The 23065-nt window shown below is 62.2% G+C and carries 23 protein-coding genes and 1 riboswitch; of the genes, 17 read left to right on the forward strand and 6 right to left on the reverse strand.

The window, feature by feature from the left end:
• Nucleotides 1-167: 167 nt before the first annotated feature.
• From ihfB to WDB91_RS15000, 4 genes are all read left to right on the forward strand, one after another.
• Nucleotides 168-464 carry an integration host factor subunit beta gene (ihfB, locus tag WDB91_RS14985; RefSeq protein WP_339115004.1) on the forward strand — a complete coding sequence of 99 codons (297 nt, stop codon included), beginning with the start codon at nt 168-170 and terminating at the stop codon, nt 462-464.
• Nucleotides 461-823, forward strand: coding sequence for a LapA family protein (locus tag WDB91_RS14990; RefSeq protein ID WP_339115005.1), 363 nt, complete (start codon nt 461-463; stop codon nt 821-823). Before ihfB ends, WDB91_RS14990 begins: the two co-directional genes overlap by 4 nt.
• Before the next feature lie 6 nt (nt 824-829).
• Nucleotides 830-1471: a phosphoribosylanthranilate isomerase gene (locus WDB91_RS14995; RefSeq protein WP_339115006.1), complete on the forward strand. Its 642-nt coding sequence runs from the start codon at nt 830-832 to the stop codon at nt 1469-1471.
• A gap of 247 nt (nt 1472-1718) precedes the next feature.
• On the forward strand, nt 1719-3032 hold the full coding sequence (locus WDB91_RS15000; protein WP_339115007.1) for an aromatic acid/H+ symport family MFS transporter: 1314 nt from the start codon (nt 1719-1721) through the stop codon (nt 3030-3032).
• A gap of 15 nt (nt 3033-3047) precedes the next feature.
• Here the strand turns inward: WDB91_RS15000 and WDB91_RS15005 are convergent, their stop codons facing one another.
• Nucleotides 3048-4193, reverse strand: a complete 1146-nt coding sequence (locus WDB91_RS15005; RefSeq protein WP_339115008.1) for a citrate synthase — start codon at nt 4191-4193, stop codon at nt 3048-3050.
• A gap of 218 nt (nt 4194-4411) precedes the next feature.
• On the opposite strand from WDB91_RS15005, the gene WDB91_RS15010 reads away from it, so the two are divergent.
• The 8 genes from WDB91_RS15010 (at nt 4412) to WDB91_RS15045 (ending at nt 15890) form a co-directional block, all read left to right on the forward strand.
• Nucleotides 4412-5776: an MFS transporter gene (locus WDB91_RS15010; RefSeq protein ID WP_339115009.1), complete on the forward strand. Its 1365-nt coding sequence runs from the start codon at nt 4412-4414 to the stop codon at nt 5774-5776.
• Between the two features lie 58 nt (nt 5777-5834).
• Nucleotides 5835-6782 carry a 2-hydroxyacid dehydrogenase gene (locus WDB91_RS15015; protein ID WP_339115104.1) on the forward strand — a complete coding sequence of 316 codons (948 nt, stop codon included), beginning with the start codon at nt 5835-5837 and terminating at the stop codon, nt 6780-6782.
• Between the two features lie 96 nt (nt 6783-6878).
• Nucleotides 6879-6999, forward strand: a riboswitch (TPP riboswitch).
• A 112-nt stretch (nt 7000-7111) separates the two neighbouring features.
• Nucleotides 7112-8896, forward strand: a complete 1785-nt coding sequence (gene thiC / locus WDB91_RS15020; protein ID WP_339115010.1) for a phosphomethylpyrimidine synthase ThiC — start codon at nt 7112-7114, stop codon at nt 8894-8896.
• Nucleotides 8897-9127: 231 nt separating this feature from the next.
• Complete coding sequence (locus WDB91_RS15025) at nt 9128-10330, forward strand: PLP-dependent aminotransferase family protein (RefSeq protein WP_339115011.1); 1203 nt, start codon at nt 9128-9130, stop codon at nt 10328-10330.
• Nucleotides 10331-10487: 157 nt separating this feature from the next.
• Nucleotides 10488-11381 (forward strand): LysR family transcriptional regulator, encoded by an 894-nt coding sequence (locus WDB91_RS15030; protein ID WP_339115012.1) that lies wholly within the window; start codon nt 10488-10490, stop codon nt 11379-11381.
• Nucleotides 11382-11575: 194 nt separating this feature from the next.
• Nucleotides 11576-14002 (forward strand): membrane-bound PQQ-dependent dehydrogenase, glucose/quinate/shikimate family, encoded by a 2427-nt coding sequence (locus WDB91_RS15035; protein ID WP_339115013.1) that lies wholly within the window; start codon nt 11576-11578, stop codon nt 14000-14002.
• A gap of 125 nt (nt 14003-14127) precedes the next feature.
• The gene (gene trpB, locus WDB91_RS15040) at nt 14128-15366 is read left to right on the forward strand and encodes a tryptophan synthase subunit beta (protein ID WP_339115014.1); all 1239 of its coding nucleotides are present in this window, start codon (nt 14128-14130) and stop codon (nt 15364-15366) included.
• Between the two features lie 299 nt (nt 15367-15665).
• Nucleotides 15666-15890 (forward strand): hypothetical protein, encoded by a 225-nt coding sequence (locus tag WDB91_RS15045; RefSeq protein ID WP_339115015.1) that lies wholly within the window; start codon nt 15666-15668, stop codon nt 15888-15890.
• A 13-nt stretch (nt 15891-15903) separates the two neighbouring features.
• Here the strand turns inward: WDB91_RS15045 and WDB91_RS15050 are convergent, their stop codons facing one another.
• From WDB91_RS15050 to WDB91_RS15060, 3 genes are read right to left on the reverse strand one after another with little or no spacing between them, the layout of a single operon-like run.
• On the reverse strand, nt 15904-16392 hold the full coding sequence (locus tag WDB91_RS15050; RefSeq protein ID WP_339115016.1) for a MarR family transcriptional regulator: 489 nt from the start codon (nt 16390-16392) through the stop codon (nt 15904-15906).
• A 13-nt stretch (nt 16393-16405) separates the two neighbouring features.
• A complete protein-coding gene (locus WDB91_RS15055; protein WP_339115017.1) occupies nt 16406-17143 on the reverse strand; it encodes a 2-dehydro-3-deoxygalactonokinase in 738 nt (245 codons plus the stop codon).
• Between the two features lie 55 nt (nt 17144-17198).
• Nucleotides 17199-18227 (reverse strand): zinc ABC transporter substrate-binding protein, encoded by a 1029-nt coding sequence (locus tag WDB91_RS15060; RefSeq protein ID WP_339115018.1) that lies wholly within the window; start codon nt 18225-18227, stop codon nt 17199-17201.
• Between the two features lie 89 nt (nt 18228-18316).
• On the opposite strand from WDB91_RS15060, the gene WDB91_RS15065 reads away from it, so the two are divergent.
• The 5 genes from WDB91_RS15065 to parA all read left to right on the forward strand — a co-directional run bounded on the left by WDB91_RS15065 (nt 18317) and on the right by parA (nt 21719).
• Nucleotides 18317-18826 (forward strand): Fur family transcriptional regulator, encoded by a 510-nt coding sequence (locus WDB91_RS15065; protein ID WP_339115019.1) that lies wholly within the window; start codon nt 18317-18319, stop codon nt 18824-18826.
• Nucleotides 18816-19592, forward strand: coding sequence for a metal ABC transporter ATP-binding protein (locus WDB91_RS15070; RefSeq protein WP_339115020.1), 777 nt, complete (start codon nt 18816-18818; stop codon nt 19590-19592). The genes WDB91_RS15065 and WDB91_RS15070 overlap by 11 nt, the downstream gene beginning before the upstream one ends.
• Before the next feature lie 10 nt (nt 19593-19602).
• A complete protein-coding gene (locus tag WDB91_RS15075; protein WP_339115105.1) occupies nt 19603-20388 on the forward strand; it encodes a metal ABC transporter permease in 786 nt (261 codons plus the stop codon).
• A 334-nt stretch (nt 20389-20722) separates the two neighbouring features.
• Nucleotides 20723-20908 carry a hypothetical protein gene (locus WDB91_RS15080; RefSeq protein WP_339115021.1) on the forward strand — a complete coding sequence of 62 codons (186 nt, stop codon included), beginning with the start codon at nt 20723-20725 and terminating at the stop codon, nt 20906-20908.
• A gap of 187 nt (nt 20909-21095) precedes the next feature.
• Nucleotides 21096-21719, forward strand: coding sequence for a ParA family partition ATPase (gene parA, locus WDB91_RS15085; protein ID WP_339115022.1), 624 nt, complete (start codon nt 21096-21098; stop codon nt 21717-21719).
• On the opposite strand, the gene WDB91_RS15090 is transcribed toward parA, so the two are convergent.
• A complete protein-coding gene (locus WDB91_RS15090) occupies nt 21703-22200 on the reverse strand; it encodes a YdcF family protein (protein WP_339115023.1) in 498 nt (165 codons plus the stop codon). The two genes, parA and WDB91_RS15090, sit on opposite strands and share 17 nt — an antisense overlap.
• A 39-nt stretch (nt 22201-22239) precedes the next feature.
• Nucleotides 22240-22974, reverse strand: coding sequence for a hypothetical protein (locus tag WDB91_RS15095; RefSeq protein ID WP_339115024.1), 735 nt, complete (start codon nt 22972-22974; stop codon nt 22240-22242).
• Nucleotides 22975-23065: the final 91 nt, after the last annotated feature.

Consider the following 23065-nt stretch of genomic DNA (forward strand, 5'->3'; position numbering starts at 1 on the left):
TGCACAATGAAGAGGCATTTGACGGTATGGAGAGAGGTGATTTTTCGCGTAAGTCCCCCCGTCAATCGTAATCCGGTAGTTATTACAGTGCTTTGCTGTTTGTCATGCCGGAATTTCTGCCTATAGTCGGTTCAGCACCGCCAATTCTCGCAGGGGGGAATTCACCTATGATCCGGTCCGAGCTGATCGCAAAGATTGCCGAAGAAAATCCGCATTTGTTCCAGCGTGACGTGGAGAAGATCGTGAATACGATCTTCGAGGAAATCATCGAAGCCATGGCCCGCGGTGATCGGGTCGAGCTACGTGGTTTCGGCGCGTTCTCCGTCAAGAAGCGCGATGCGCGAACCGGACGGAACCCGCGCACGGGGGATTCCGTTGATGTGGACGAGAAACATGTTCCGTTCTTCAAAACCGGTAAGTTGTTACGCGACCGGTTGAACGGTCTGGAAGGAACCGAAGAATGATCCGAGCCCTACGCTATGCCGTCCTTGCCATTATCGCGATCGTCTTGATCGTGCTGGCGCTGTCGAACACCCAGATGGTGACGTTGCGACTGTTGCCGCAAGAGACGGCGGGGCTGTTGGGTTTTGACTGGTCGATTCAGGTGCCGCTCTTTGTGGCGCTCATCGCCTTCGTTCTGCTGGGTCTCCTGATCGGCTTCATCTGGGAATGGACGCGCGAATACCGCATCCGTGCACGCGGTGCACAGCAGGCGCGCAAGGCCAAGGCTCTTGAACGCGAACTGGGGCATCTGAAGACCCGCCATGAAGGTCCGCAGGATGATGTCCTGGCCGTTCTGGAACGCGCTCCCGCGTCGCGCTGAGAACTTATGACCGCGCGCGTTAAAATTTGCGGGCTGACCCGGCCCGCGCATGTGCAGGCCGTTGCCGAGAGCGGCGCGGCCTATGCGGGTTTCGTGTTCTTTGCCAAATCGCCCCGCAACGTTTCCATCGCGCAGGCGCGTGATCTGGCGCTTACTCTCAAGCCGGGTGTGGCCAAGGTCGGGTTGGTGGTGAATGCCACCAATGACGAGCTGGACGCCATTCTGGCCGAAGTGCCTCTCGATATGCTCCAGCTCCACGGTAAGGAAAGCCCCGCGCGCGTGGCCGAGATCCGCGCGCGCTATGGCCTGCCGGTCATGAAGGCCGTGGGTGTGGCCGACGCTGCTGATCTGGACCAGCTCGCCGCCTATGAGGCCGTCGCCGACCAGATCCTCGTGGATGCCAAGGCGCCTAAAGGTGCCGATCTTCCGGGTGGAAATGGGCTTTCCTTCGACTGGACGCTGATTGCGGATCGGAAATGGTCCAAGCCATGGATGCTTGCGGGTGGTCTGACCCCCGAGAACGTCGCGCTGGCCATCGAGAAAACCGGTGCCACTCAGGTGGATGTGTCCTCGGGTGTGGAGGCCGCCCCGGGACAGAAAGACGATGCCCTCGTGCGGGCTTTCGTCGCTGCGGCGGCTCATTCATAACCCTGCAGCTATAGATATAAGCTGGTTTACTATTTTTCTTTTCCCCGTTTCTCTGAAACACTCCATCCCGAGGAGAGGGAGGCTCCGACGCAGGAACGGCCCATGCGGCCTGCCGCGTCGATCACATCCATAGCTTCGAACAAATTGCCCTCATGGGGCTTATTTCATGTATTTCAGGCTCTTGTGAGGTGGCAAGGGTCCTGTCCGGCTTTGGCTTCGGCCAAAGGCGGGGATAAGGGAGGACATCATGTCAAACAAGGTTGCGGGAACATCCATCCGCACTGTGGCCATTCTGTGCTGGATCGCCGTCATTCTCGACGGGTTCGATCTTGTGGTACTGGGGGCGTTGATCCCCACATTGACGGGCGGCGAGACCCCGTGGATGACAACGGAGCAGGCCACGTTCGTCTCGACCATCAGCCTCGTCGGCATGACCATCGGCGCGCTCCTGATCGGGGTGGTCACCGACACGCTGGGTCGGCGCAAGGCGATGCTCTGGGCGGTCGGCAGCTTCTCGGTGATGACGCTGCTTTGCGCGGTTTCGGGGAGCTACTGGCAGATGGGGCTCTTCCGCTTTCTCGCGGGGGTCGGGCTTGGCGGGTGTTTGCCCACTGCCATCGCCATGGTCACCGAATTCTCGCGCGGGCGGGCGGGCAAGGCCTCTACGACCGTGATGACCGGCTATCATGTGGGCGCGGTCTCCACCGCGCTTCTGGGTCTGGTGATCCTGCCCTATCTCAGCTGGCATGCGATGTTCGTGCTGGGCGCCGTTCCGGGGCTTATCCTGCTGCCGCTGATGTGGAAAAACCTCCCCGAATCTCCGGCCTATCTGATGTCGCAGGGCCGCATGACCGAAGCGCGCGAGATTGCGGATCGCTATGGTCTGACGCTTGCGGCTCCCAAAGCAGAGGCGCCGGTCGAGAAGGCGTCCATCGGCACGCTTTTCCGCGCGCCCTTCCTGCGCAATTCCATTGCGATCTGGGTCACGTCCTTCATGGGGCTGATCCTTGTCTACGGCCTGAATACATGGTTGCCCAAGCTGATGGTCTCGGCGGGCTACAGCCTGACGGGTGGCCTGTGGCTGCTGCTGCTGCTGAATGCCGGCGCCGTGTGCGGGCTGTTGCTGGCCGGGCAGGTAGGCGACCGGATTGGCCTGAAAACCGCGGCCTTCACATGGTTCATCTGTGGCGCGGTGCTTCTGGCATTGCTGTCGGTCAAGATGCCGGGTGTGCTGCTTTATCCGGTTGTCTTTGTTACCGGCTGTTTCGTGTTTTCGGCGCAGGTGCTGGTTTATGCCTTCACCGCCGCCAATCACCCGCCGGGCATCCGGGCCACGGCGATCGGTATGTCTGCAGGTGTAGGCCGGATCGGCGCGATCCTCGGACCGCTGGCGGGCGGGATGCTGGTTTCGATGGGGATCGGTTACCCGTGGGGCTTCTATGCTTTTGCGCTGGTGGGCTTCCTCGGGGCACTGGCTCTGGCCTCGACCCGCGTGATGGGCAGCGACATCGTCGCCAAAACGGAGCCTGTACCGGACGATGTGGCCTCGCATAAGGCCTGACCTTCCAAAGGCGCGCTACGGCGCGCCTTTTTCTATCGGCAGGGCGGAGCCTGTATAATGCGCCCGCGGCCGGATCAGGCTGCCCGTCTCGATCTGTTCCAGCGCGTGGGCGAGCCAGCCCAGTGACCGCGCAATCGCGAATAACGCAAAAGGCGCATCACCGGGCAACGCGCAATGATCGGCAAGTGCTGCGAGTGCCACATCGATTGTGGGCTCCTGACCGGTTCGCTCGCGCACATGAGCGATCAGGCCGGTGATCGCGGGGCTGGGACGGAAACAGCCCAGAAGGGCGCGCGCACGCGGATCGCCTTGGGGATAGAGCTTGTGACCAAACCCGGGCAGCGGCTCGCCGGTGCTCATCCAGCGGTTCACGGCAGGGACGATCCCCAGATGCAGGGCATCTTCGAGCACGGCTTTCACCCGCAATGTCATATCCCCATGCAACGGGCCTGAAAGCGCGGCCAGCCCCGAGAGTGCCGCTGCCTCGAAGGAGGCCCCTGTCGAGGCGGTCACGCGGGCGGCAAAGGCGGAGCTGGTCAGCTCCTGATCGGCAAGCGAAACCAGCGTGCGGCGGATCAGGTCGGCCTTGTCGGCACAGTTCCATGCCTGAGCCAGCCGCAGGTGCAGCGGCGCGGGGCCCTGCGGAAGATCGGCGAAGTTTCCGGCCACCAGCCCGACGATCCGTGCCATGGTCCGGTGCCGCGCATCGCGCGAAAGACTGCCCGAGGGGATGGCATGGGCCGCTTCTGCCGCCAATGCCTGAAAGACCCGCGCACGACCGGCATTGCCCGGATATGAGGGTATTGCGGGAAATTCGGGCAGCCGGTCCATCGCCCAGAGGAGCCGCGCCGTCTCCTCCAGAGACGCCGACTCGGCCAATGTTCCGACATTGACCCCACGGTAATACAATCGGCCCTGCGCGGTGGTCGAGATCATCGTCGAGATGATAGGTTCGCCCCATGACATGGTACTTGTGGCAATACTCGCCCGCCCGCGCCCGCGGCTCCGACGGTTGAGAAGAGCCGAAATATCCTCGCCATTATAAAGGTTTCGCCCCGATGTCTCGGGGTCAGGGCGGACCGTGATCTGGCCACGGCTGACATAGGCGTAAAGCGTCTGCCGCCGGACCCCCAGCGCGCTGCTGGCTTCCTCTTGTGTCATCCAGTTTTTCATATTGACGATATTAATCAATGTTGACCCATGCTTGGCAAGGGCGCAGTTTATCTGCAATGAACGGGCAGGAGGGGACGCCCGGTTCGGAGGATGGTCCGCAGGAGGGGACGCAGGTATGAGGATGCCTGCTTCCCGTAGCTTTTGCGCTACACCCTGCGGCCGGTTTGGAGAGCGGTCACATTGCGGGGCCGCACGGGAGGACATCAATGACGTATTCGAGCTCTACGGAGCACGTGGCCGTAGACGCCGCGCGCCCGACGCATACCCGTTACTACATGCTGGGGTTGATCCTGTTTCTGGCGACGACCGCCTATGCCGACCGCTCGATCCTGTCGATCGCGGGCTCGGGCATCAAGGCGGAATTCGGTCTCAGCCCGATGCAACTGGGTTATGTGTTATCGGCCTTCAGCTGGGCCTATGTGATCGGACAGATCCCGGGCGGGATGCTGCTAGATAAATTCGGCACCAAGATGATCTATGGCGTAGCACTGGTCCTGTGGTCCATCGCCACCTTCCTTGTGGGGTTGGTCGGCGAGGTGACCACCGAACTATCGGTTGCGCTGGGGCTCCTTTTCGTGCTGCGCTTCGCCTTGGGATTGATCGAGGCGCCGAGTTTTCCGGCGAATGCCCGTGTCGCGGTGATGTGGTTTCCGCGCGGGGAGCGGGGGCTTGCCACCTCGCTCTTTGCCTCGGCCTCCTATTTCGCGGTCGCGATCTATTCGCCGATCTCGGGCTGGCTGGTGCAGAGCTTCGGCTGGCCTGTGCCCTTCTTCACGCTGGGTGTGGTGGGTCTTCTGGCCGCGGTCGTGTGGTTCAAATTCATGAAGCCGCCGCGCGAGCATCGGGGCGTGAATGCCGCAGAGCTGGAGCTGATGGAAGCGGGCGGCGCGATGGTCGATATCGACAGCCAGCGCGAGCTGACCAACCGCCCCAAAGCCTCGGCGCGTATGTTCGGGCTGCTGCTGAGCAACCGCATGCTCTGGTGCGCCTATATCGGGCAATATTGCACCATCGCATTGAGCTATTTCTTCATCACATGGTTCCCGATCTATCTGGTGCAGGCGCGGGGCATGAACATCATGGAGGCGGGCTTTGCCACCATGCTTCCGGCCATCGCGGGCTTTATCGGCGGCATCACGGGCGGCTCGGTATCGGATGCGCTGATCCGCAATGGCTGGAGCGTGTCGCGGGGCCGCAAGACGCCCTATGTGCTGGGTATGCTGATCGGGTGTTCTATCGTTCTGGCGGCGTTCAGCAACTCCAACATCATGATCGTGGCGCTGATGGGGCTTGCCTTCTTCGGCAAGGGCATGGCCGCAGGCTCGGGCACATGGGCCGTGATCTCGGATACCGCGCCGCGTGAGGCTGTGGGTCTGGCCGGTGCGATCTTCAACTGCATCGGCAATGTGGGAGGCATTATCACCCCCATCGTCTTCGGTTACACCGTGCAGGTGACGGGCGGCTATACCGTGGGGCTCTATTTCGTGGCCGCGCATTGCCTTGTGGCAGCGATCCTCTTTGCCTTCGTGATGGGTCCGATCAAACGTGTCGAGAGCGGCGCGCAGGGCTGAGAGCATTTACAAAAGGGCCTGCGGGATGCTGCGGGCCCCTTCGTCCATGGAGATTATGATGACCAAACCTGTTGTGTTGAAAGCTGCCAAACTGCCACAGACCACCGGCGCCGAGCTGGAAGAGCTGTTTGATCTGCGCATTCTGCCGGAGAGGGATGCTGCGGCATGGCTTGCGCAAAACGGCAAGGGCGTGCGGGGGCTTGCGCTGCGTAAGACCATCGTGGATCAGGCGCTTCTCGATGCGCTGCCCGATCTGGAGGTCATCGCAAGCTATAGCGCGGGGCTCGACAATGTCGATGTGCCAGCCGTCAAGGCGCGTGGCATCAAACTCCTGAATACCTCGCATATTCTGGCCGAGGATGTGGCCAATGCCGCCCTCGGGCTGGCGCTTGCGGTCACCCGTGATCTGGTGCAGGCGGATGGCTTCGTGCGGGCAGGAAAATGGCCCGAGCAGCCGCAATACAAACTCGGACGTTCGATCTCGCAAATGGATGTGGGAATTGTCGGGCTCGGCACGATCGGCAAGGCGCTGGCGCGCAGGCTGGAGGCCATGGGCGCACGGATCCATTACCAGGGCCCGAACCGCAAGCCTGTGGAGTATACCTATCACACAAGCGCGGTGTCGCTGGCCGAGGCCTGCGATCTGGTGATCCTGACCTGCCCGCTGACCGAGGCCACCCGCCATTCTTTCGGGGCCGCGGAGATCGCGGCGCTGGGGCCGCGCGGGTTCCTCGTCAATGTGGCGCGGGGGCCGGTGGTCGATGAGGCGGCCCTTCTGGAGGCCATGGCCCGCGACGGGCTGGCGGGGGCCGCACTTGATGTGTTCGAGCACGAGCCGCAGGTGCCGCAGGCCTTTATCGATGATCCGCGCCTGATCCTGACCCCGCATCTGGGCTCGGGCACCGAGGAGACCCGTCAGGCGATGGCCGATTATGTTGTCGATGCCCTGGCCGAACATTTCGGACAGAACAGTCCGCGGACCGCGCGCCCTCTGGCACAGGTCTGACCCCTTTCCCCGCCGCACTGGTCCATTTCGCGGCGGGGAAACCCGCAAGGCCCCCGCAGAGGCCCATTGACGCCGCCTCGATTTTCGGCAAGTCTGCACCCACGTCAGGGGAGTCCCGCCCAAGGGACTGAGAGGCTGATTGGAAGAAATTCCGGTGACGCGACCCTTTGAACCTGACCCAGTTGATGCTGGCGTAGGAAGACCGAAGGGCAATTCCGCATCCATGTCTCATGGGCGGTCCTTTCGGGCCGCTCTGGCCCATTTCCGGGTCAGCTGTGGCCTATTCCCTCGCAGTTTTTGGTTGGGTCTTTTCGTAAGAGGAGACCGACATGAAAGACATCATCCCAACCATCACCACAGGTGCGTTGATTGGTTCGCGCAAGGTGCATAAGGAAGGCAATATCCACGCGCTGCGCGTGCCCATGCGCGAGATCGAGATCTCGAATGAAGAGGCGCTCTGTGTCTATGACAGTTCGGGGCCCTATACCGATCCGGCCGCCCGGATCGACATCGCCAAAGGCCTGCCCGAGACCCGTGGCGGCTGGCTGCAGGCACGCGGCGAGATCGAGGAATACGAGGGCCGCGCCATTACCGATGCCGATAACGGTTTTGCCAAGGGCGACCGTCTGGTAGCGCCGTTCCCCGTGCAGCGCCCGCCACTGCGGGCCGTGGGTGACCGCGCGGTGACGCAGCTGGCCTATGCGCGCGCAGGCATCATCACCCCCGAGATGGAATTCGTGGCCATCCGCGAGAACGAGGGCCGTATGGCCGCCTATACCCGCGACGGCGATCCGATGGGCGCGACCCTCCCCGATCTGGTGACGCCCGAATTCGTGCGGACCGAGATTGCCGAGGGCCGCGCGATCATCCCCGCCAATATCAACCACCGCGAGCTGGAGCCGATGATCATCGGGCGCAATTTCAAGGTGAAGATCAACGCCAATATCGGCAATTCGGCGGTGACCTCCTCGATGGAGGAAGAGGTCGAGAAGATGGTCTGGGCGATCCGCTGGGGCGCCGATACGGTCATGGACCTCTCGACTGGGCGCAATATCCACAATATCCGCGACTGGATCATCCGCAACTCGCCGGTGCCGATCGGCACGGTGCCGCTCTATCAGGCGCTCGAGAAGGTGGGCGGCGTGGCCGAGGATCTCACATGGGAGATCTTCCGCGACACGCTGATCGAACAGGCCGAACAGGGGGTGGATTACTTCACCATCCATGCGGGCGTGCGGCTGCATATGATCCCGATGACTGCCAAACGCGTCACGGGCATTGTCTCGCGCGGCGGCTCGATCATGGCGAAATGGTGCCTGCACCATCACCGCGAGAGCTTCCTCTACGAGCATTTCGAGGAAATCTGCGATATCTGCCGCCGCTATGATGTGAGCTTTAGCTTGGGTGATGGTCTGCGCCCCGGTTCGATTGCCGATGCCAATGACGAGGCGCAATTCGCCGAGCTGCACACGCTGGGGGAACTCACCAAGATCGCATGGGCCAAGGACTGTCAGGTGATGATCGAAGGGCCGGGCCATGTGGCCATGCACAAGATCAAGGCCAATATGGACGAGCAGCTCAAGCACTGCCACGAGGCGCCTTTCTACACGCTCGGACCGCTGACCACCGATATCGCACCGGGATATGACCATATTACCTCGGCCATTGGCGCCGCGATGATCGGTTGGTTCGGCACCGCGATGCTGTGCTATGTGACGCCGAAAGAGCATCTGGGCCTGCCCGACCGTGACGATGTGAAAACGGGCGTGATCACCTATAAGCTCGCGGCCCATGCCGCCGATCTTGCCAAGGGCCATCCGGGTGCGCAGCGGCGCGATGACGCGATCAGCCGTGCGCGCTTCGAGTTCCGCTGGGAGGACCAGTTCAATATCGGGCTCGATCCCGATACCGCGCGGTCCATGCATGACGAGACCATGCCGGCCGAGGCCCATAAGGTCGCGCATTTCTGCTCGATGTGCGGGCCGAAATTCTGTTCGATGAAGATCAGCCATGACATCCGCGCCGAGGCGCAGCGGCAGGAGGGCATGGACAAAATGGCCGAGAAATTCCGCGAGGGCGGGGCGCTCTATATCCCCGAGCCAAGCGAGGCCTGATCAACCCAAAGCTGCGGACGTGGAAATTATTTTGCGTCCGTGGCGCCCTGTTTGTAATATTGCTCTCGTTTTTATGACCGATGCGTAGGTTTTCTGTGCATCATCTCACCTTTGCCCGTCTTGCGAAGGGTTACGTTAGGCGCTAACGCTGCACGGACCCGAAGGGTATTAAGTGAAAAAGGGCGGCCTGTAAGGGCAGAGCGCGCCCGGACGAGACGCAGGAGACGTAAAATGGACTGGACGAAAGTGCTCGCACGCCGCGCGGGCCGGATGAAAGCCTCGGAGATCCGGGAGCTGCTGAAACTTCTCGACCAGCCCGATATCATTTCCTTCGCGGGCGGCATTCCCGACCCGACCCTGTTCCCGAGCACAGCCTATTCCGACGCCTTTGCCGCGACGATGGCCGATAATAACGGCCATGCGGCGCTGCAATATTCGGTCTCCGAAGGTTACCGTCCGCTGCGCGAATGGCTGGTGGGCGAGATGGAGAAGATCGGCGTGCCTTGCGCGGTCGATAATATCATGATCACCTCCGGCTCGCAGCAGGCGCTCGACTATCTTGGCAAGCTGATGCTGACCGAGAACGATACTGCCGCCGTGATGCGCCCGACCTATCTGGGGGCGCTCGGTGCGTTCAATGCCTATGAGCCGCGCTACATCCCGCTCGATCCGATGTCGAATATCGACCCCGAGACGCTGAAAGCCGAGGCCAAAGCCGCCGGCGGCGAGGTGAAGTTCGCCTATCTCTCGGCCGATTTCGCCAACCCCACCGGCGAGACCATCCCGCGCGAGGGCCGCGAGCGTGTGCTCGATCAGACCGAGGCGCTCGATTGCGCGATCATCGAGGATGGCGCTTATCAGAACCTGCGCTTCGATGGCGAGGCGATCCCTCCGATTCTCGCACTCGATATCGAGCGTAAAGGCGGCATCGAGAATACCCGCACGATCTATTGCGGTTCCTTCTCGAAGACCCTGGCACCGGGCCTGCGGGTGGGCTGGGTCGTGGCGGCCAAGCCTGTGATCGACCGGTTGGTGCTGATGAAACAGGCCGCCGATCTGCATTCGCCGACCCTCAACCAGATCGTGACCAACCATGTTGCCCGCGCGATCTTCCACGAGCATGTGGCCAAGATCAAAGCAGTCTATGCCTCCCGCCGCGATCGGATGATTGCCGCGCTCGAGCGCGAGATGCCGGCTTCGGTCAGCTTCACCCGCCCCGAGGGCGGTATGTTCATCTGGCTGACATTCGACCCCAAGCTGAACGGCGCCGAGCTTCTGGCGAAAGCCGTGCGCGACGAGAAGGTGGCCTTTGTTCCGGGCGGGGCGTTCCATGCCGATGGTTCAGGCCAGAACACGCTGCGGCTGAGCTATTCCTGTGCCAGCGACGAACAGATCGACGAGGGCATCGCGCGGATCGGCCGCATCCTGCGCTAACCGCCCGCACGTTATCCCGCCCCCGCTTTCCAGAAAGCGGGGGCTTTTTGATGGGCGTCATGCGTGCTGAAACCGGTCTTGCGATCCGGCCAGAGGACGCTAGATTGCCGTGGCGACAGTCCGGCGGCATGTCGACCGCGCAACCAGCAGGCCCCGCATGAGCTATTCCATCCCGCGTTCAACGCTCGAGCAATGGAGCGTTCTCCAAACTGTTGTGAAATGCGGGAATTTTGCCGATGCCGCGCATATCCTGTCACGCAGCCAGTCTTCGGTCAGCTATGCCATCTCGAAGCTGCAGGACAATCTGGGCGTGACAATCATGGAGGTGCAGGGCAGGCGGGCCGTGCTGACACAGACCGGCAAGGTGCTGCTGGCCGAGATCCTGCCGGTGCTGGAGGATATGCGCCGGATCGAGGCCCGCGCGGCCGAGATCGCGGGCAAAGCGGAGCGTGATCTGCGCATCGTTGTCGATAGCCTTTTCCCAAAGCCGCTCCTGATGCAGGCCATCTCGCAGGTGATCGCGCGCTATCCCGAAACGCGGATCGATCTGCGCGAGGTCGAGCGGACCTATGCCTCGGCGCTCGAGGATCAGAGGTTCGATCTGGCGATCTGTCTGCCCGATCCGCGCCGCATGGAAGGGCGCCCGCTCTACGAGGTGCTGATGGCACCCGTGGCCCGGCCAGACCATCCTCTGGCGCAGGCCAAAGGTGCCCTGCGCCACAACGATCTTGTGCGCTATTTGCGGGTGATCGTGCGTGAACGCGATAACGAACGCCCCGAGCCCCCAGTGACCGAAGGCCGGATCTGGTATGTCTCGGGGGTGGAAAGTGCGATCGAGGCGGTGCGGCAGGGGGTCTGTTTCGGCTGGTTGCCGCTGCACAAGGTGCAAGAGGAACTGGCGGCCAAGCGCCTGATCGCGCTCGAAACAGAGGTCGATCACCGCCGCTATGTGCGGCTCGATCTGATGCTGGGCAATGTCGACCACCCGCCCGTCGAGGCCAAGGCGCTGAGTGATCTGCTCTATGAAGGTGTCAAGGCGCTGACAGATTGATCGGATTATCCGAATTGTTTCATCGGATAACAAATCTGGACCGGATGCACAAAGCTGTTAACTAGCGCCATTGTTACACAGCGTGATCTTTCGCGGATTTGCACGATGGCATTTTGTCACAGCTTTCATCGGGGCTGGTGGGAAGACGGGAAGGGCGCGCGGGTTCCGACCTCCTCCTAAGGGAAACCTGATCAATGACTGACACGAACACCTCCGTATCGGCTTGGGCCAAGGCCCTTCTGATCGTGCTCGGGGTTGCATTCGCCGTCGCGGGCCTCGGCCTTGCCATCGGTGGCGCTATGCTGATCTCGCGCGGCGGCAGCTGGTACTATCTCCTCATGGGGCTGGCCGTCCTCGTCACCGGTATCGAACTGGCGCGTGGCGGCTCGAAAGGCGCACTGGTCTATACCATCGCCTTCGCCCTGACCATCCTCTGGGCCTTCTGGGAAGCCGGCCTCGACTTCTGGGCGCTGCATGCGCGTATCTTCACCTTCCTCTGCGCCTTCTTCGTGCTGATGCTGGTGCAACCGCTGGCGCTGAAACGCGCGGGCCGCAAGCCGCTGACCGCGCCCAATCTGGGTGTGGCCGTGGTCGCGCTGATCGCGATCATCGGTCTGGTCTGGGGCATGTTCCAGCCGCATGGCATCCATAATTCGGTGGCCGCGACCGGTCAGGTGCCGGTGACAGATGCTACCCGTCAGCTCGACTGGTCCAGCTATGGTTCGGATGGCAACGAGGACCGCTTCGCGTCACTCGACCAGATCAACCGCGACAACGTGAAAGACCTGCAGGTTGCGTGGACCTTCCGTACCGGTGAAATCCCCAATAGCCCCAATGGTGGTGGTCTGGAAGACCAGAACACGCCCTTGCAGATCGGGAACCAGATCTATCTGTGCACCGCCTCCAATACCGTGATTTCGGTCAATGTCGATACGGGTGAGGAAAACTGGCGCCACGAATTCCCGACCGATACCCGCACTTGGGTGCGCTGCCGTGGCTTGGGCTATTTCGACGCCACCGCGCCGATCCAGCAGCCGACCGCACCGAACGCGACGCAGATTCTGCCGGCCGTTCTGCCGGAGGGGGCCACCAACTGCCAACGCCGCATCGTGATGAACACGATCGACGCGGTTCTGGTGGCGCTTGATGCCGATACGGGCGCGCTCTGCGAGGGCTTCGGCACCGAGGGTAAGGTCGATCTGAAGCAGGGTCTGGGCGCGGCACAGGGCCCGCTCTACTCGCTGACCTCGCCGCCGGTGATCGCGGGCACGACCATCGTGGTCGGGGGCCGTGTGGCCGATAACGTCGCCATCGACATGCCGGGCGGTGTGATGCGTGGCTTCGACGTCATGACGGGTGCGATGCGTTGGGCCTTTGACCCGGGTGCCAAGGGACAGACCATCGAAGGGCCGATGACGGATGAAACCGCTTTCACCCGTTCGACCCCCAACGTCTGGGCGCCGATGACCTATGATGCGTCCTCGAACACCGTCTTCATGCCGGTGGGCAATGCCGCAATCGACCTCTGGGGTGTGGAACGCACGCCGGAAGACGAGAAATACGGCGCCTCCATGCTGGCGCTCGATGCGACCACTGGTGCCGAGAAATGGGTCTATCAGACCGTCCATCACGACCTGTGGGATTTCGACGTGCCGATGCAGCCGACGCTGATCGACTTCAAGGGCACGCCCGCGCTGACCTTCGGGACCAAAGCGGGCCAGATCTGGGTGCTTGACCGTGTAACCGGCAAGCCGCTGACCGATGTCACCACCAAAACCGTGAAGGGCGCAGGCATCCCCGACGAGCCCTATGCGCTGGAACAGCCAGTGTCTTCGGGCATGCCGCAGATCGGGGCGCAGACCCTGACCGAGGCCGATATGTGGGGCGCTACCCCCTTCGACCAGCTGATGTGCCGCTATATCTTTAAGGGCTATCGCTACGAGGGTCTCTTTACCGCGCCGGGCACCGATTATTCGCTGTCTTTCCCGGGATCGCTGGGTGGCATGAACTGGGGCGGCGTCTCCTATGATCCGACCGCAGACACTATGTATATCAACGACATGCGTCTGGGTCTCTGGGTCCATATGGAGCCGCAGGAACGTCAGGCGGCGGCGTCGAACGGCTCGGAAGCCGTGAACGCGGGCATGGGTGCCGTGCCGCTCAAGGGCACTCCTTATTCGGTGATGAAGAACCGCTTCCTCTCGCCTCTGGGGATTCCGTGTCAGGAGCCGCCCTTCGGTTCGCTCACCTCGGTCGATATGAAGACCCAGAAAGTGAACTGGGAAGTGCCGCTGGGCACCGTCAAGGACACCGTGCTCTTCGGGATGAAGATGGGCATGCCCATGCCCATCGGCATGCCGACCATCGGTGGCTCACTGACGACCCAAGGCGGCCTCGTGTTCTTTGCCGCCACGCAGGATTACTATCTGCGCGCATTTGACAGCGCGACGGGTAAGGAAATCTGGAAAGCCCGTATGCCCGTTGGCAGCCAGGGCACCCCGATCTCCTATGTCTCGCCCGAGACCGGCAAGCAATATATCCTCATCTCGGCCGGTGGCGCACGCCAGTCGCCTGACCGCGGGGATTATGTGATCGCCTACGCGCTGCCCGATCAGAAGTGATCCGACAGCATCCACAAACAAGCGGCGCGGGGGCAACCTCGCGCCGTTTTTATTGCCCATGTCACGCGGCGCTTTATCTTCGCGCCATCCGGCGCTAAACGGGAGCAAACATAAGGGAGAGGTCCATGGCCGACGATCTGATCAACAGCTTCATGAATGTGCCGGATGACAATGGCCGGTTCGGAATTTTCGGCGGGCGCTTCGTGTCCGAGACGCTGATGCCGCTGATCCTCGATCTCGAGGCCGAATACGAGCGCGCCAAGGTGGACCCGACCTTCTGGGCCGAGATGGACGATCTGTGGAAGAATTACGTTGGCCGCCCGTCGCCTCTCTATTTCGCGCCCCGCATGACCGAAGAGCTGGGCGGCGCGAAGATCTACCTCAAACGCGACGAGCTGAACCATACCGGTGCCCATAAGATCAACAACGTGCTGGGCCAGATCCTTCTGGCGCGCCGCATGGGCAAGACCCGTATTATTGCGGAAACGGGTGCCGGTCAGCATGGTGTGGCAACGGCCACAGTCTGCGCCAAATTCGGCCTGAAATGCGTCGTTTACATGGGCGCGACCGATGTCGAGCGTCAGGCACCCAACGTCTTCCGTATGCGTCTTCTGGGGGCCGAAGTGGTCCCCGTCACCTCGGGCCGCGGCACGCTGAAAGACGCGATGAACGATGCACTGCGCGACTGGGTGACCAATGTGCGCGACACGTTCTATTGCATTGGCACCGTCGCTGGCCCGCATCCCTATCCCGCGATGGTACGCGATTTCCAGTCCATCATCGGTAAGGAAGTGCGTTGGCAACTGCCCGAGCAGGAGGGCGAGGGCCGTCTGCCCGATACCGTGATCGCGGCCATTGGCGGTGGCTCGAACGCGATGGGCCTGTTCTACCCCTTCCTTGATGACGCATCGGTCAATATCATCGGCGTCGAGGCCGGTGGCCATGGCGTTGACGAGAAGATGGAGCATTGCGCCTCGCTCACCGGCGGACGTCCGGGCGTGCTGCATGGCAACCGCACCTATCTTTTGCAGGATGATGATGGCCAGATCCTCGAGGGCCATTCGATCTCGGCAGGGCTGGACTATCCGGGCATCGGTCCGGAACATGCCTGGCTGCATGATATCGGCCGCGCGAAATATGTCTCGATCACCGACAAGGAGGCGCTCGAGGCGTTCCAGTTCTCCTGCCGGACCGAAGGGATCATCCCCGCACTTGAGCCCAGCCACGCTTTGGGTCATGTGATCAAGCTCGCACCGACCCTGCCCAAGGACCATATCATCGTGATGAATATGTGCGGGCGTGGCGATAAGGACATCTTCGCCGTGGCGAAACATCTGGGCTTCGATATCCAGACCGACCGCTGATCAAGACGGGGCCCGCGTGGCCCCGTCGCTTTATGTAAAGCGCGGAGGAGATAGCGATGCATCCACGATTTTCTTCTGCTATCGAGGAACTGCATCCGTCTTTTGAACGACTGATGGCGATGCAGCCCCTGCGGGGTGTCGCCCCGTCTCATCAGGGTACGCCGCGCAGTGGTGTTTACCTATTCAGCGAAGCCGATCGTCCGCTATATGTTGGGCGCTCGAACCGTATATCGTATCGATATCGTCTTCATTGCGGGCCAGCTGCACGCCATAACCAAGCTTCTTTTGCATGGAAATTGATGGCTGAATCGGTCGGGCACAAAGCCAGCTACCGCAAAGGCGAAGGTCGTGCGGATCTGATCTTGCGGCCCGATTATGCAGAGGCCTTCAGCGCGGCGAAGGCCCGTATACGGGCAATGGACTTCCGCTTTGTCGAAGAAACGGACCAGACGCGTCAGGCGCTTCTCGAGGCTTATGCCTGTATCGCGCTTGACACTCCCTATAATGATTTCGGCACCTATTAAATGGCTGAGCCGATCAAGATTTCTTCTTTTTCTTCAGCGCCTTTTCGGGATCGGCTGCTGTGACTTTGGACAGCATCTCGGGGTCGAGTGCGGTCAGCTTGCGCAGCCAGGCGTTCATCTGTGCAGCAACCCCGGCAAGTTCCGGCAGGCGCATATCCTCGCCTGAAGCGGCAGTCAGTGCTTCGGCCAGCGGCTCGAAGGTCTTGCGCTGGCGCTCGATCATCATCTTGCGCAGAAGCGCCCAAGGATCAGCATCGGCCACATAGAAATCCCTGCGCGAACCGGGGCTACGGGCCTGCTGAACCAGCCCGATCTCGCGCAGCTCCTTCAGCGCGGTCGAGACATTGGAGCGCGAGATCCCGAGCATGGTCACCAGATCCTCCGCCGAAGGGTTCTGGGCCGCGCGCCAGATTGCGCCCAGACAGAGCGCCGCAGGACGGCTGAGCCCCAACTGGGCGGCATTCTCGGACAGGATACGCGCCAGCGGCGGCAAGGTTGTCATTTCGGGGATCCGTTCATTCCAGATAGCTACGCAGCCCTGCCAGAACCGCCTGTTCGGCGGCTCCTTCGGTGGCGGCGACACCCTGTAGCGACAATGCATGACTCAGCGCGGTTGCGAAAGGCCCGAAGGCCAGAACCTGCTGCCCGAGCCACCATGGTTTGGTATCGCACAGCTCGGCGCCGATCAGCGCGCCCAGCAGGCTTTGCGCCTTGGGCATGGGCTGCGCCAGCTCGCGCATCAGTCGCTCGGGGCGGGCACGGGTCTCGGAGAGTGCGGTCTCGAACGCGGCATCGGGGGGCAGGGGGTGGCCCCCGCCAAGCGCCGCGAAAAGCCGTCCCGTCGCGGTGCGGGTGATCGAAACCACCTCTTCCGCCGAGATCTGCGCCCAGAGCGTGGTCTCTCCGGTGATGGCGACAACCCCGTCGAATTGCGGACGCGCTTTCAGAAGGCCAGCAATCAGCGCGACCTCGCGCGGCGTGACCTCGCAGGCGGGATGGTCCTGCACCAGCTTGGGGAGGAGCCGCAACTGATGGGCCGGTCCCTCGGGCCGCGCGGGTTTGCACGGGATGCGCAGCACCGCCCCCTCCGCGCCCGCAAGCGCCGCCCGCTCGGCCCCGAGCCGGTCCATTTCCTGCGCGATCACCGTTTGCGCATCGGCACCGTCGAGCGCCCTGATCCGCGGTGTCTGGGCCTGATCGTCCCAAAGATGTAGTCGGGCGCCATCCAATGCGCCCGCCAGCCATGCCGTCATACCGTCCTCCTTGATCCTGCCCTAGAAAACATGGGCAGGACGCGGGGGCAAGGCCTTACTCCGCCACGAGGCAATCGCTCAGCGTATCCGCCAGATCCGACATCAGGGTGGCATAGAGATCCGGACCATAATCGAGCGAGCTGCCCGACGGGTCGAGCGCACCACCAAGCTTCACATCCGTGCCATCAAGCAGGATCTGGATCTGCTTGGGGTCATGCTGCGCTTCGGGGAAGGCGCAGGTGATATGACCTGCGGCAAAGGCGTCGTGCAATTCCTGCAGATGCGCGGCCCCCGAGGTTGCGGCATCACCCGCATTGACGCTGCCCGCGATTTCGAGCCCGTAATGCTGGGCCAGATAGCCATAAGCGGCATGAAAAACGACAAAGGGTTTGTCTTTGGCGGGCGCAAGCTGGTTGGCCAGATCCGCATCAAGCTCTTTGAGCCTTGCGATCGCCGCCTTGGCATTGGCGGCATAGGTCTGGGCGTTTTCGGGGTCCTGTTCAGACAGGTCCTTGGCGATGATATCCAGCCAGATCTCGGCATTATCGGGGTTCAGCCACGCATGGGGATCGAGGCCGGAATGATGGTGATGCTCTTCCCCGTGTTCGTCCGCATGCTCATGCTCTGCATGGGCCGCATCATGGTCGTGGTCATGGTCTTCGTGATCGTGCGCCTCGTCGCCATGCTCCGCGTCGTGATCATGCGCGTCCTCATCCGGCACCAGTTCCGGGGTTGCGAATTGCTGCTGGATCGTGCCGTCGGCATGTAGGAGCGAAATTGCGGTCGCGCTGCCCAGAGTGTCGATGGCGCGGTCCAGCCACGGGGTCAGCTCCGGCCCGATCCAGAACACCAGATCGGCATTCTGCAGGCTGCGAGCCTGACTCGGGCGCAGCTGGAAGCTATGCGGATCGGCGCCCTTGTCGAGCAGCACATCCGGCGCGCCCAGATCTCCCATGACCTGCGCCACAAGCGATTGGACGACCGGTGTGCCGGTCACGACGGCAGGGACATCGGCCTGCGCCAATGCGGGCAGGACCGTCACGGCACCAAGGGTCGCGGCCAAGCGAAGCGTCATACGGGTCATGGGTGGTTCCTTCCGGACAAACTTGTTTTCACGGGCCGTGTTGTTTATGTAATAGCCTAACAAGTCAAGCAGGAATGTGATGCTATAACATGCCCCATCCGCACAACGAGACCGCCAATGCTTTCGAGGCCCATGACCACCACCATTGCGCCGGCCATGCGATGTCGCGCGCCGAGGCGCTGGTCAGCGAGCAGAAGCTGCGCCTGACCCCCGTGCGGCGGCGGGTTCTGGAGATCCTGCTCGAGGAACATCGCGCAATGGGCGCCTATGAGGTGCTCGAGCGTCTGGCGGATGAGGGCTATGGCAAACAGCCGCCCGTGGCCTATCGGGCGCTCGATTTCCTATGTGACAGCGGGTTGGTGCACCGGATACGCAGGCTCAATGCCTTCATCGCCTGCCTGCATGCGGGCGAGGAGCATGCGCCGGTGTTCCTGATCTGCGAGAGCTGCGATGCCGTAGCCGAGGCTCCGGGCATGGCGGTGCGTGCGGAGCTGGACAGGGCGGCGGCGGGGATCGGCTTCAAGGTCGAGCGCGCCTCTCTCGAGGCGGTGGGGCTGTGCCCGCGCTGTGCCCAGAAAGCGCCCGACGATGCGGCCTGACAGTCTGATCCGCGCCGAGAATGTGGGCGTGCGGCACGGGGATGAGTTTGTCCTGCAAGCGGTTGATTTCACAATTCAACGCGGCGAGATCGTCACGGTGGTCGGGCCGAACGGCTCGGGAAAATCCACATTGGTGAAAGCGCTGATCGGGCTGGCACCGCTGGCCACAGGGCAGGTGGTAAAGGCCGCGGATCTGGTGATCGGCTATGTGCCGCAGAAGCTGCATATCGATGCGACCCTGCCGCTGACTGTGCGCCGTTTCCTGTCGTTGCCCAAACGGATCAGCAACGCGCGCGCGCAGGCCGCTCTGGCCCGCGTGGGTGTCGAGGATATCGGCAAGCGCCCGCTTTCGGGGCTCTCGGGCGGGCAGCTGCAGCGCGTTCTTCTGGCGCGGGCGCTTCTGGCCAAGCCCGATGTGCTGATCCTTGACGAGCCGACCCAGGGGCTCGACCAGCCGGGGACCGCGGCCTTCTACAGGCTGATCGAGGAGGTGCGCCGAGAGACCGGCTGTGCCGTATTGCTCGTCAGCCATGATCTGCATGTGGTGATGTCCGCCTCTGATCGGGTGATCTGCCTGAACGGGCATATCTGCTGTCAGGGCACACCCGCGATTGTCTCCGAGGCGCCCGAATACCGCGCATTGTTCGGATTGGGCACCGGCGGGGCCTTCGCGCTCTACCAGCACCATCACGATCACGACCATGATGCGGATGGGCATTGCATGGCCCATCCCGCGCATGACCACCTGACAGAGAGCAGCACATAAGATGATGGCGATTTTTGATGATTTCCTGCTGCGCTCGGTGCTGGCAGGGGTGGGGCTCTGTCTTGCCACAGGCCCTCTGGGCGCATTCGTCGTCTGGCGGCGTATGGCCTATTTCGGCGATGCGACATCGCATGCGGCGATCCTTGGTGTGGCGATCAGTCTGGGTTTCGGTATTTCGGTCTATGCCGGCACTTTGGGCATGGCGCTCTTGATGGCGCTGACCGTGGCGCGGCTCTCGGGGCGTGGCTATGCCGCCGATACCATTCTGGGCGTGCTGGCCCACGCGGCACTGGCCATAGGTCTGGTGGCGGCGTCCTTTATCAGCGGGCTGCGCGTCGATCTGTCGGCATGGCTCTTTGGCGATATCCTCGCCGTCTCGCGCATGGATCTGGCGGTCATCTGGGGCGGCAGCCTCGTGGTGCTGGGGCTTCTGGTCTGGCGCTGGCAGAACCTGCTGACCGCCACTGTCAGCGAGGCTCTGGCCAAATCCACCGGTATCGATGCCCGTAAGGAACAACTGGTCCTGACGGTCGCGCTGGCGCTGACGGTGGCAGTGGCGATCAAGATTGTAGGGGCACTCCTGATTGCTGCGCTCCTGATCATTCCGGCCGCCGCCGGGCGGCGGATTTCGCGCAGTCCCGAGTCGATGGCGCTCTTCGCGACCGGCATCGGCATGGCTTCTGTCGGGGGCGGTATCTGGGGCTCGATGACTTGGGACACCCCTGCGGGGCCCTCGATCGTAGTCAGCGGGGCGCTGTTTTTCGTGGTGATTCTGCTCTTCGGACGCCGCGACTGAGTCGTTTTTCGCGCCGAGTCGGGTAAATGCCAGACATTTGCAGCCTGTCGGAGCTCGGCGTGATCGCATGAACGTCACCCTGAGAGATCGGGTTCCCTGATTCTCGTGAAAAACTTCAGTTTTTCGAGCCTAAACAACATACTGCGCGCCTTATACCCAATGTGGTAAGGCTGGTGTGGCCGAAAACCTTAAAAAACCGTGCTAAAGTGCAACACATATCACAGTCGCGCGTGGAGGGCTTGAGATTCCCCCTTTGCAATTTCGTGAGCCTGTGCAATCGTCGCCAACGATGCTGCATTTTTGGCGGCTCTCTACGGTAATGACGGAGATTACTATGAAAAAAATCGCTACCCTCGCACTCGTCGCCGGTCTCTCGGCTTCCACCGCTTTTGCAGGCGGCTACACCGCACCGGTCGTTGAGCCGGAGCCGGTTGTTGTTGAAAAAGGTTCGTCGTCCAACGCCGCGATCCTGATCCCGGTTCTGCTGCTGGTCGGTATCGCAGTTGCTGCGGCTGACTAATCAGTTCGACTGATTTCATGGAAAACGCCGGAAAGCTCAGCTTTCCGGCGTTTTTCATTTTGGCGCAGTGTTCTAGGGGCCATCCTTTGCTTTCGCGATTGCAACCGGGATTGCTGCGGACTTAACCTGAGGCTGTGAGGCGCATCATGGCCATGGGGCCTGAACGATGCCAAGGGGGAGGTTCGTTTTGGGTAAGGTGATTACGGTCGCGCAACAAAAAGGCGGGGCAGGCAAGACGACCGTTGCGGTCAATCTGGCGATCGGACTGGTGCGTGCTGGGTATCGTGTGGCCCTTCTGGATACCGATCCGCAAGGCTCGCTTGGTCGCTGGTTCATGACACGGCGCGAGGCGTTGGAGGACCCGCAGGTGGGGTTCGGAACCTCGTCCTCTTGGGGTGTCAGCTATGAATGCGAGAAGCTGAAACGCGAATATGACGTGGTGATCGTCGACACGCCGCCCAAGGTCGATAGCGACCTGCGTCCGGCGTTGCGCGAGGCGGACGAGATCCTCGTGCCGGTGGCGGGCAGCCATGTCGATCTCTGGGCTACAGAGGGTGTGCTTGATCTTGCACGCCGCTGCGGGAAAAGCCCCCGTATCCTGCTCAACCGCGTGAAAAGCAACACCCGGCTGGGGCTGGAGGTCGCACAGGCCGCCTCCGAACTGGAGGCGCAACTGATGGGCGCGACGCTGGCCAACCGTGTGGTCTATGCCGAGACCCTGGGGCAGGGGCTGTCGGTGGTGGAGGTCAAGCGTAGCCCTGCATGGGACGAAATTACGGCTCTGCTGGAAGAGCTCAGCATCGCTTCCTGAGGCGCCCGAGCAACCACCAGCCGGTTTTCAGCAGCGCGAAGCGGTCGCGCGCCCAGGCCCGCGCATAGCTGCGGCGGCTGATGGCGGAAGGGTCGGGGCTGCTGGTGGTGACATCCAGCCCGTAACCACGTGCGATCAGCCCCGCCCGCAGGCAGTGGTAGCGGTCGCTCACCACGATTACACGCGCCTGCGCGAGATCGGGATCGAGCGCCAGCGCGTTGCCGATATTGCTGATCGTATCGGTCGAGCGCGCCTCGAGCGTGATGCGCCCGCGCGGCACGCCATGGGCGCGCAGGATCTGCGCCATGACATCGGCCTCGCTCGGAGCATGGCGCCCGAGGCCGCCGCAGCAGATGATCCGGCGCGCGGGATCCTCCCGCCAGAGCGCCAGTCCGTGCAGCACCCGCCTGCGCAGCGCGGGAGAGGCCTGTCCGCCATCCCAGACCGCGGCACCGAGAATGAGAATAACCGTATCGCCCATAGGACGGATCTAGGCACACAGACGCAAAACGTCCAGCACCTAGAATGTGGACCAGAGCGCAAGTTTCAATCTTGGCTCCTGCCCATCAGCCAGCGGCGCCACCATGCCGATCTGCAACTGGGCGCGCCGGAAGTCTTTCACCAGAGACACGGCAAGGCTGCTCGAGAGATCGTCATTATCGGGCTTGTAAAGCAGGAGTTGCCCGAACCCCATCCAGTCCTGCCGTAGATGCCAGCCGACCGTCAGATCAAGCTTGGAGAAGCTCTGCGAGTGCAGGTGGCTCGGGTCGGGGAGCGTCATCGGGTCGATCCCTTCGGCAGCGGGGTCATAGGTGACAGTCTCGGGCGCGCGCATATGGCGGAACTCGGCGGCCAGCCAGCCATTCTTGCGCCAGAGCGGATCGGTGAAGCCCATCCCCCAGTTGAGCCCGACCCCATACATCTGAACGCCCTCGCCATCGAGCTTTCGCTCGCCGATCCATGTGCCAAGAGACAGCTTCTGATGCCTCTCGGGCGGCAGGAGCGGGATCTGCCATCCCAGCCAGATCTCCTCGGATTTCTCGCCACGCCCGTAATCGAGCACGAGCGTATTGCGCGCGCTTAGCCCATATTCGGCATAAAGGCTGGTCCATTGTGCCTCCCGCCCTGCGAATTCATGTCCGAAGGACAGAAAAGCAGTGCCTTTCTCGCGCATCCACGGGCCCGCGCCCGCAGGTTTCGCGAGACAGAGTGTCGTCAGACAGAGCGCAATCGTGGCAAGAAACGCGGTGTGCATTGCGAGAACCTCCCGTTCGGGCTGTCCACCCCCGCAGTCAGGGTCGCACAGACACCCCCGTTCACCAAGATTTATCTCGTTAAGGTTGTGC

The organism is Thioclava sp. GXIMD2076 (genome assembly GCF_037949795.1).
GTDB lineage: Bacteria > Pseudomonadota > Alphaproteobacteria > Rhodobacterales > Rhodobacteraceae > Thioclava > Thioclava kandeliae.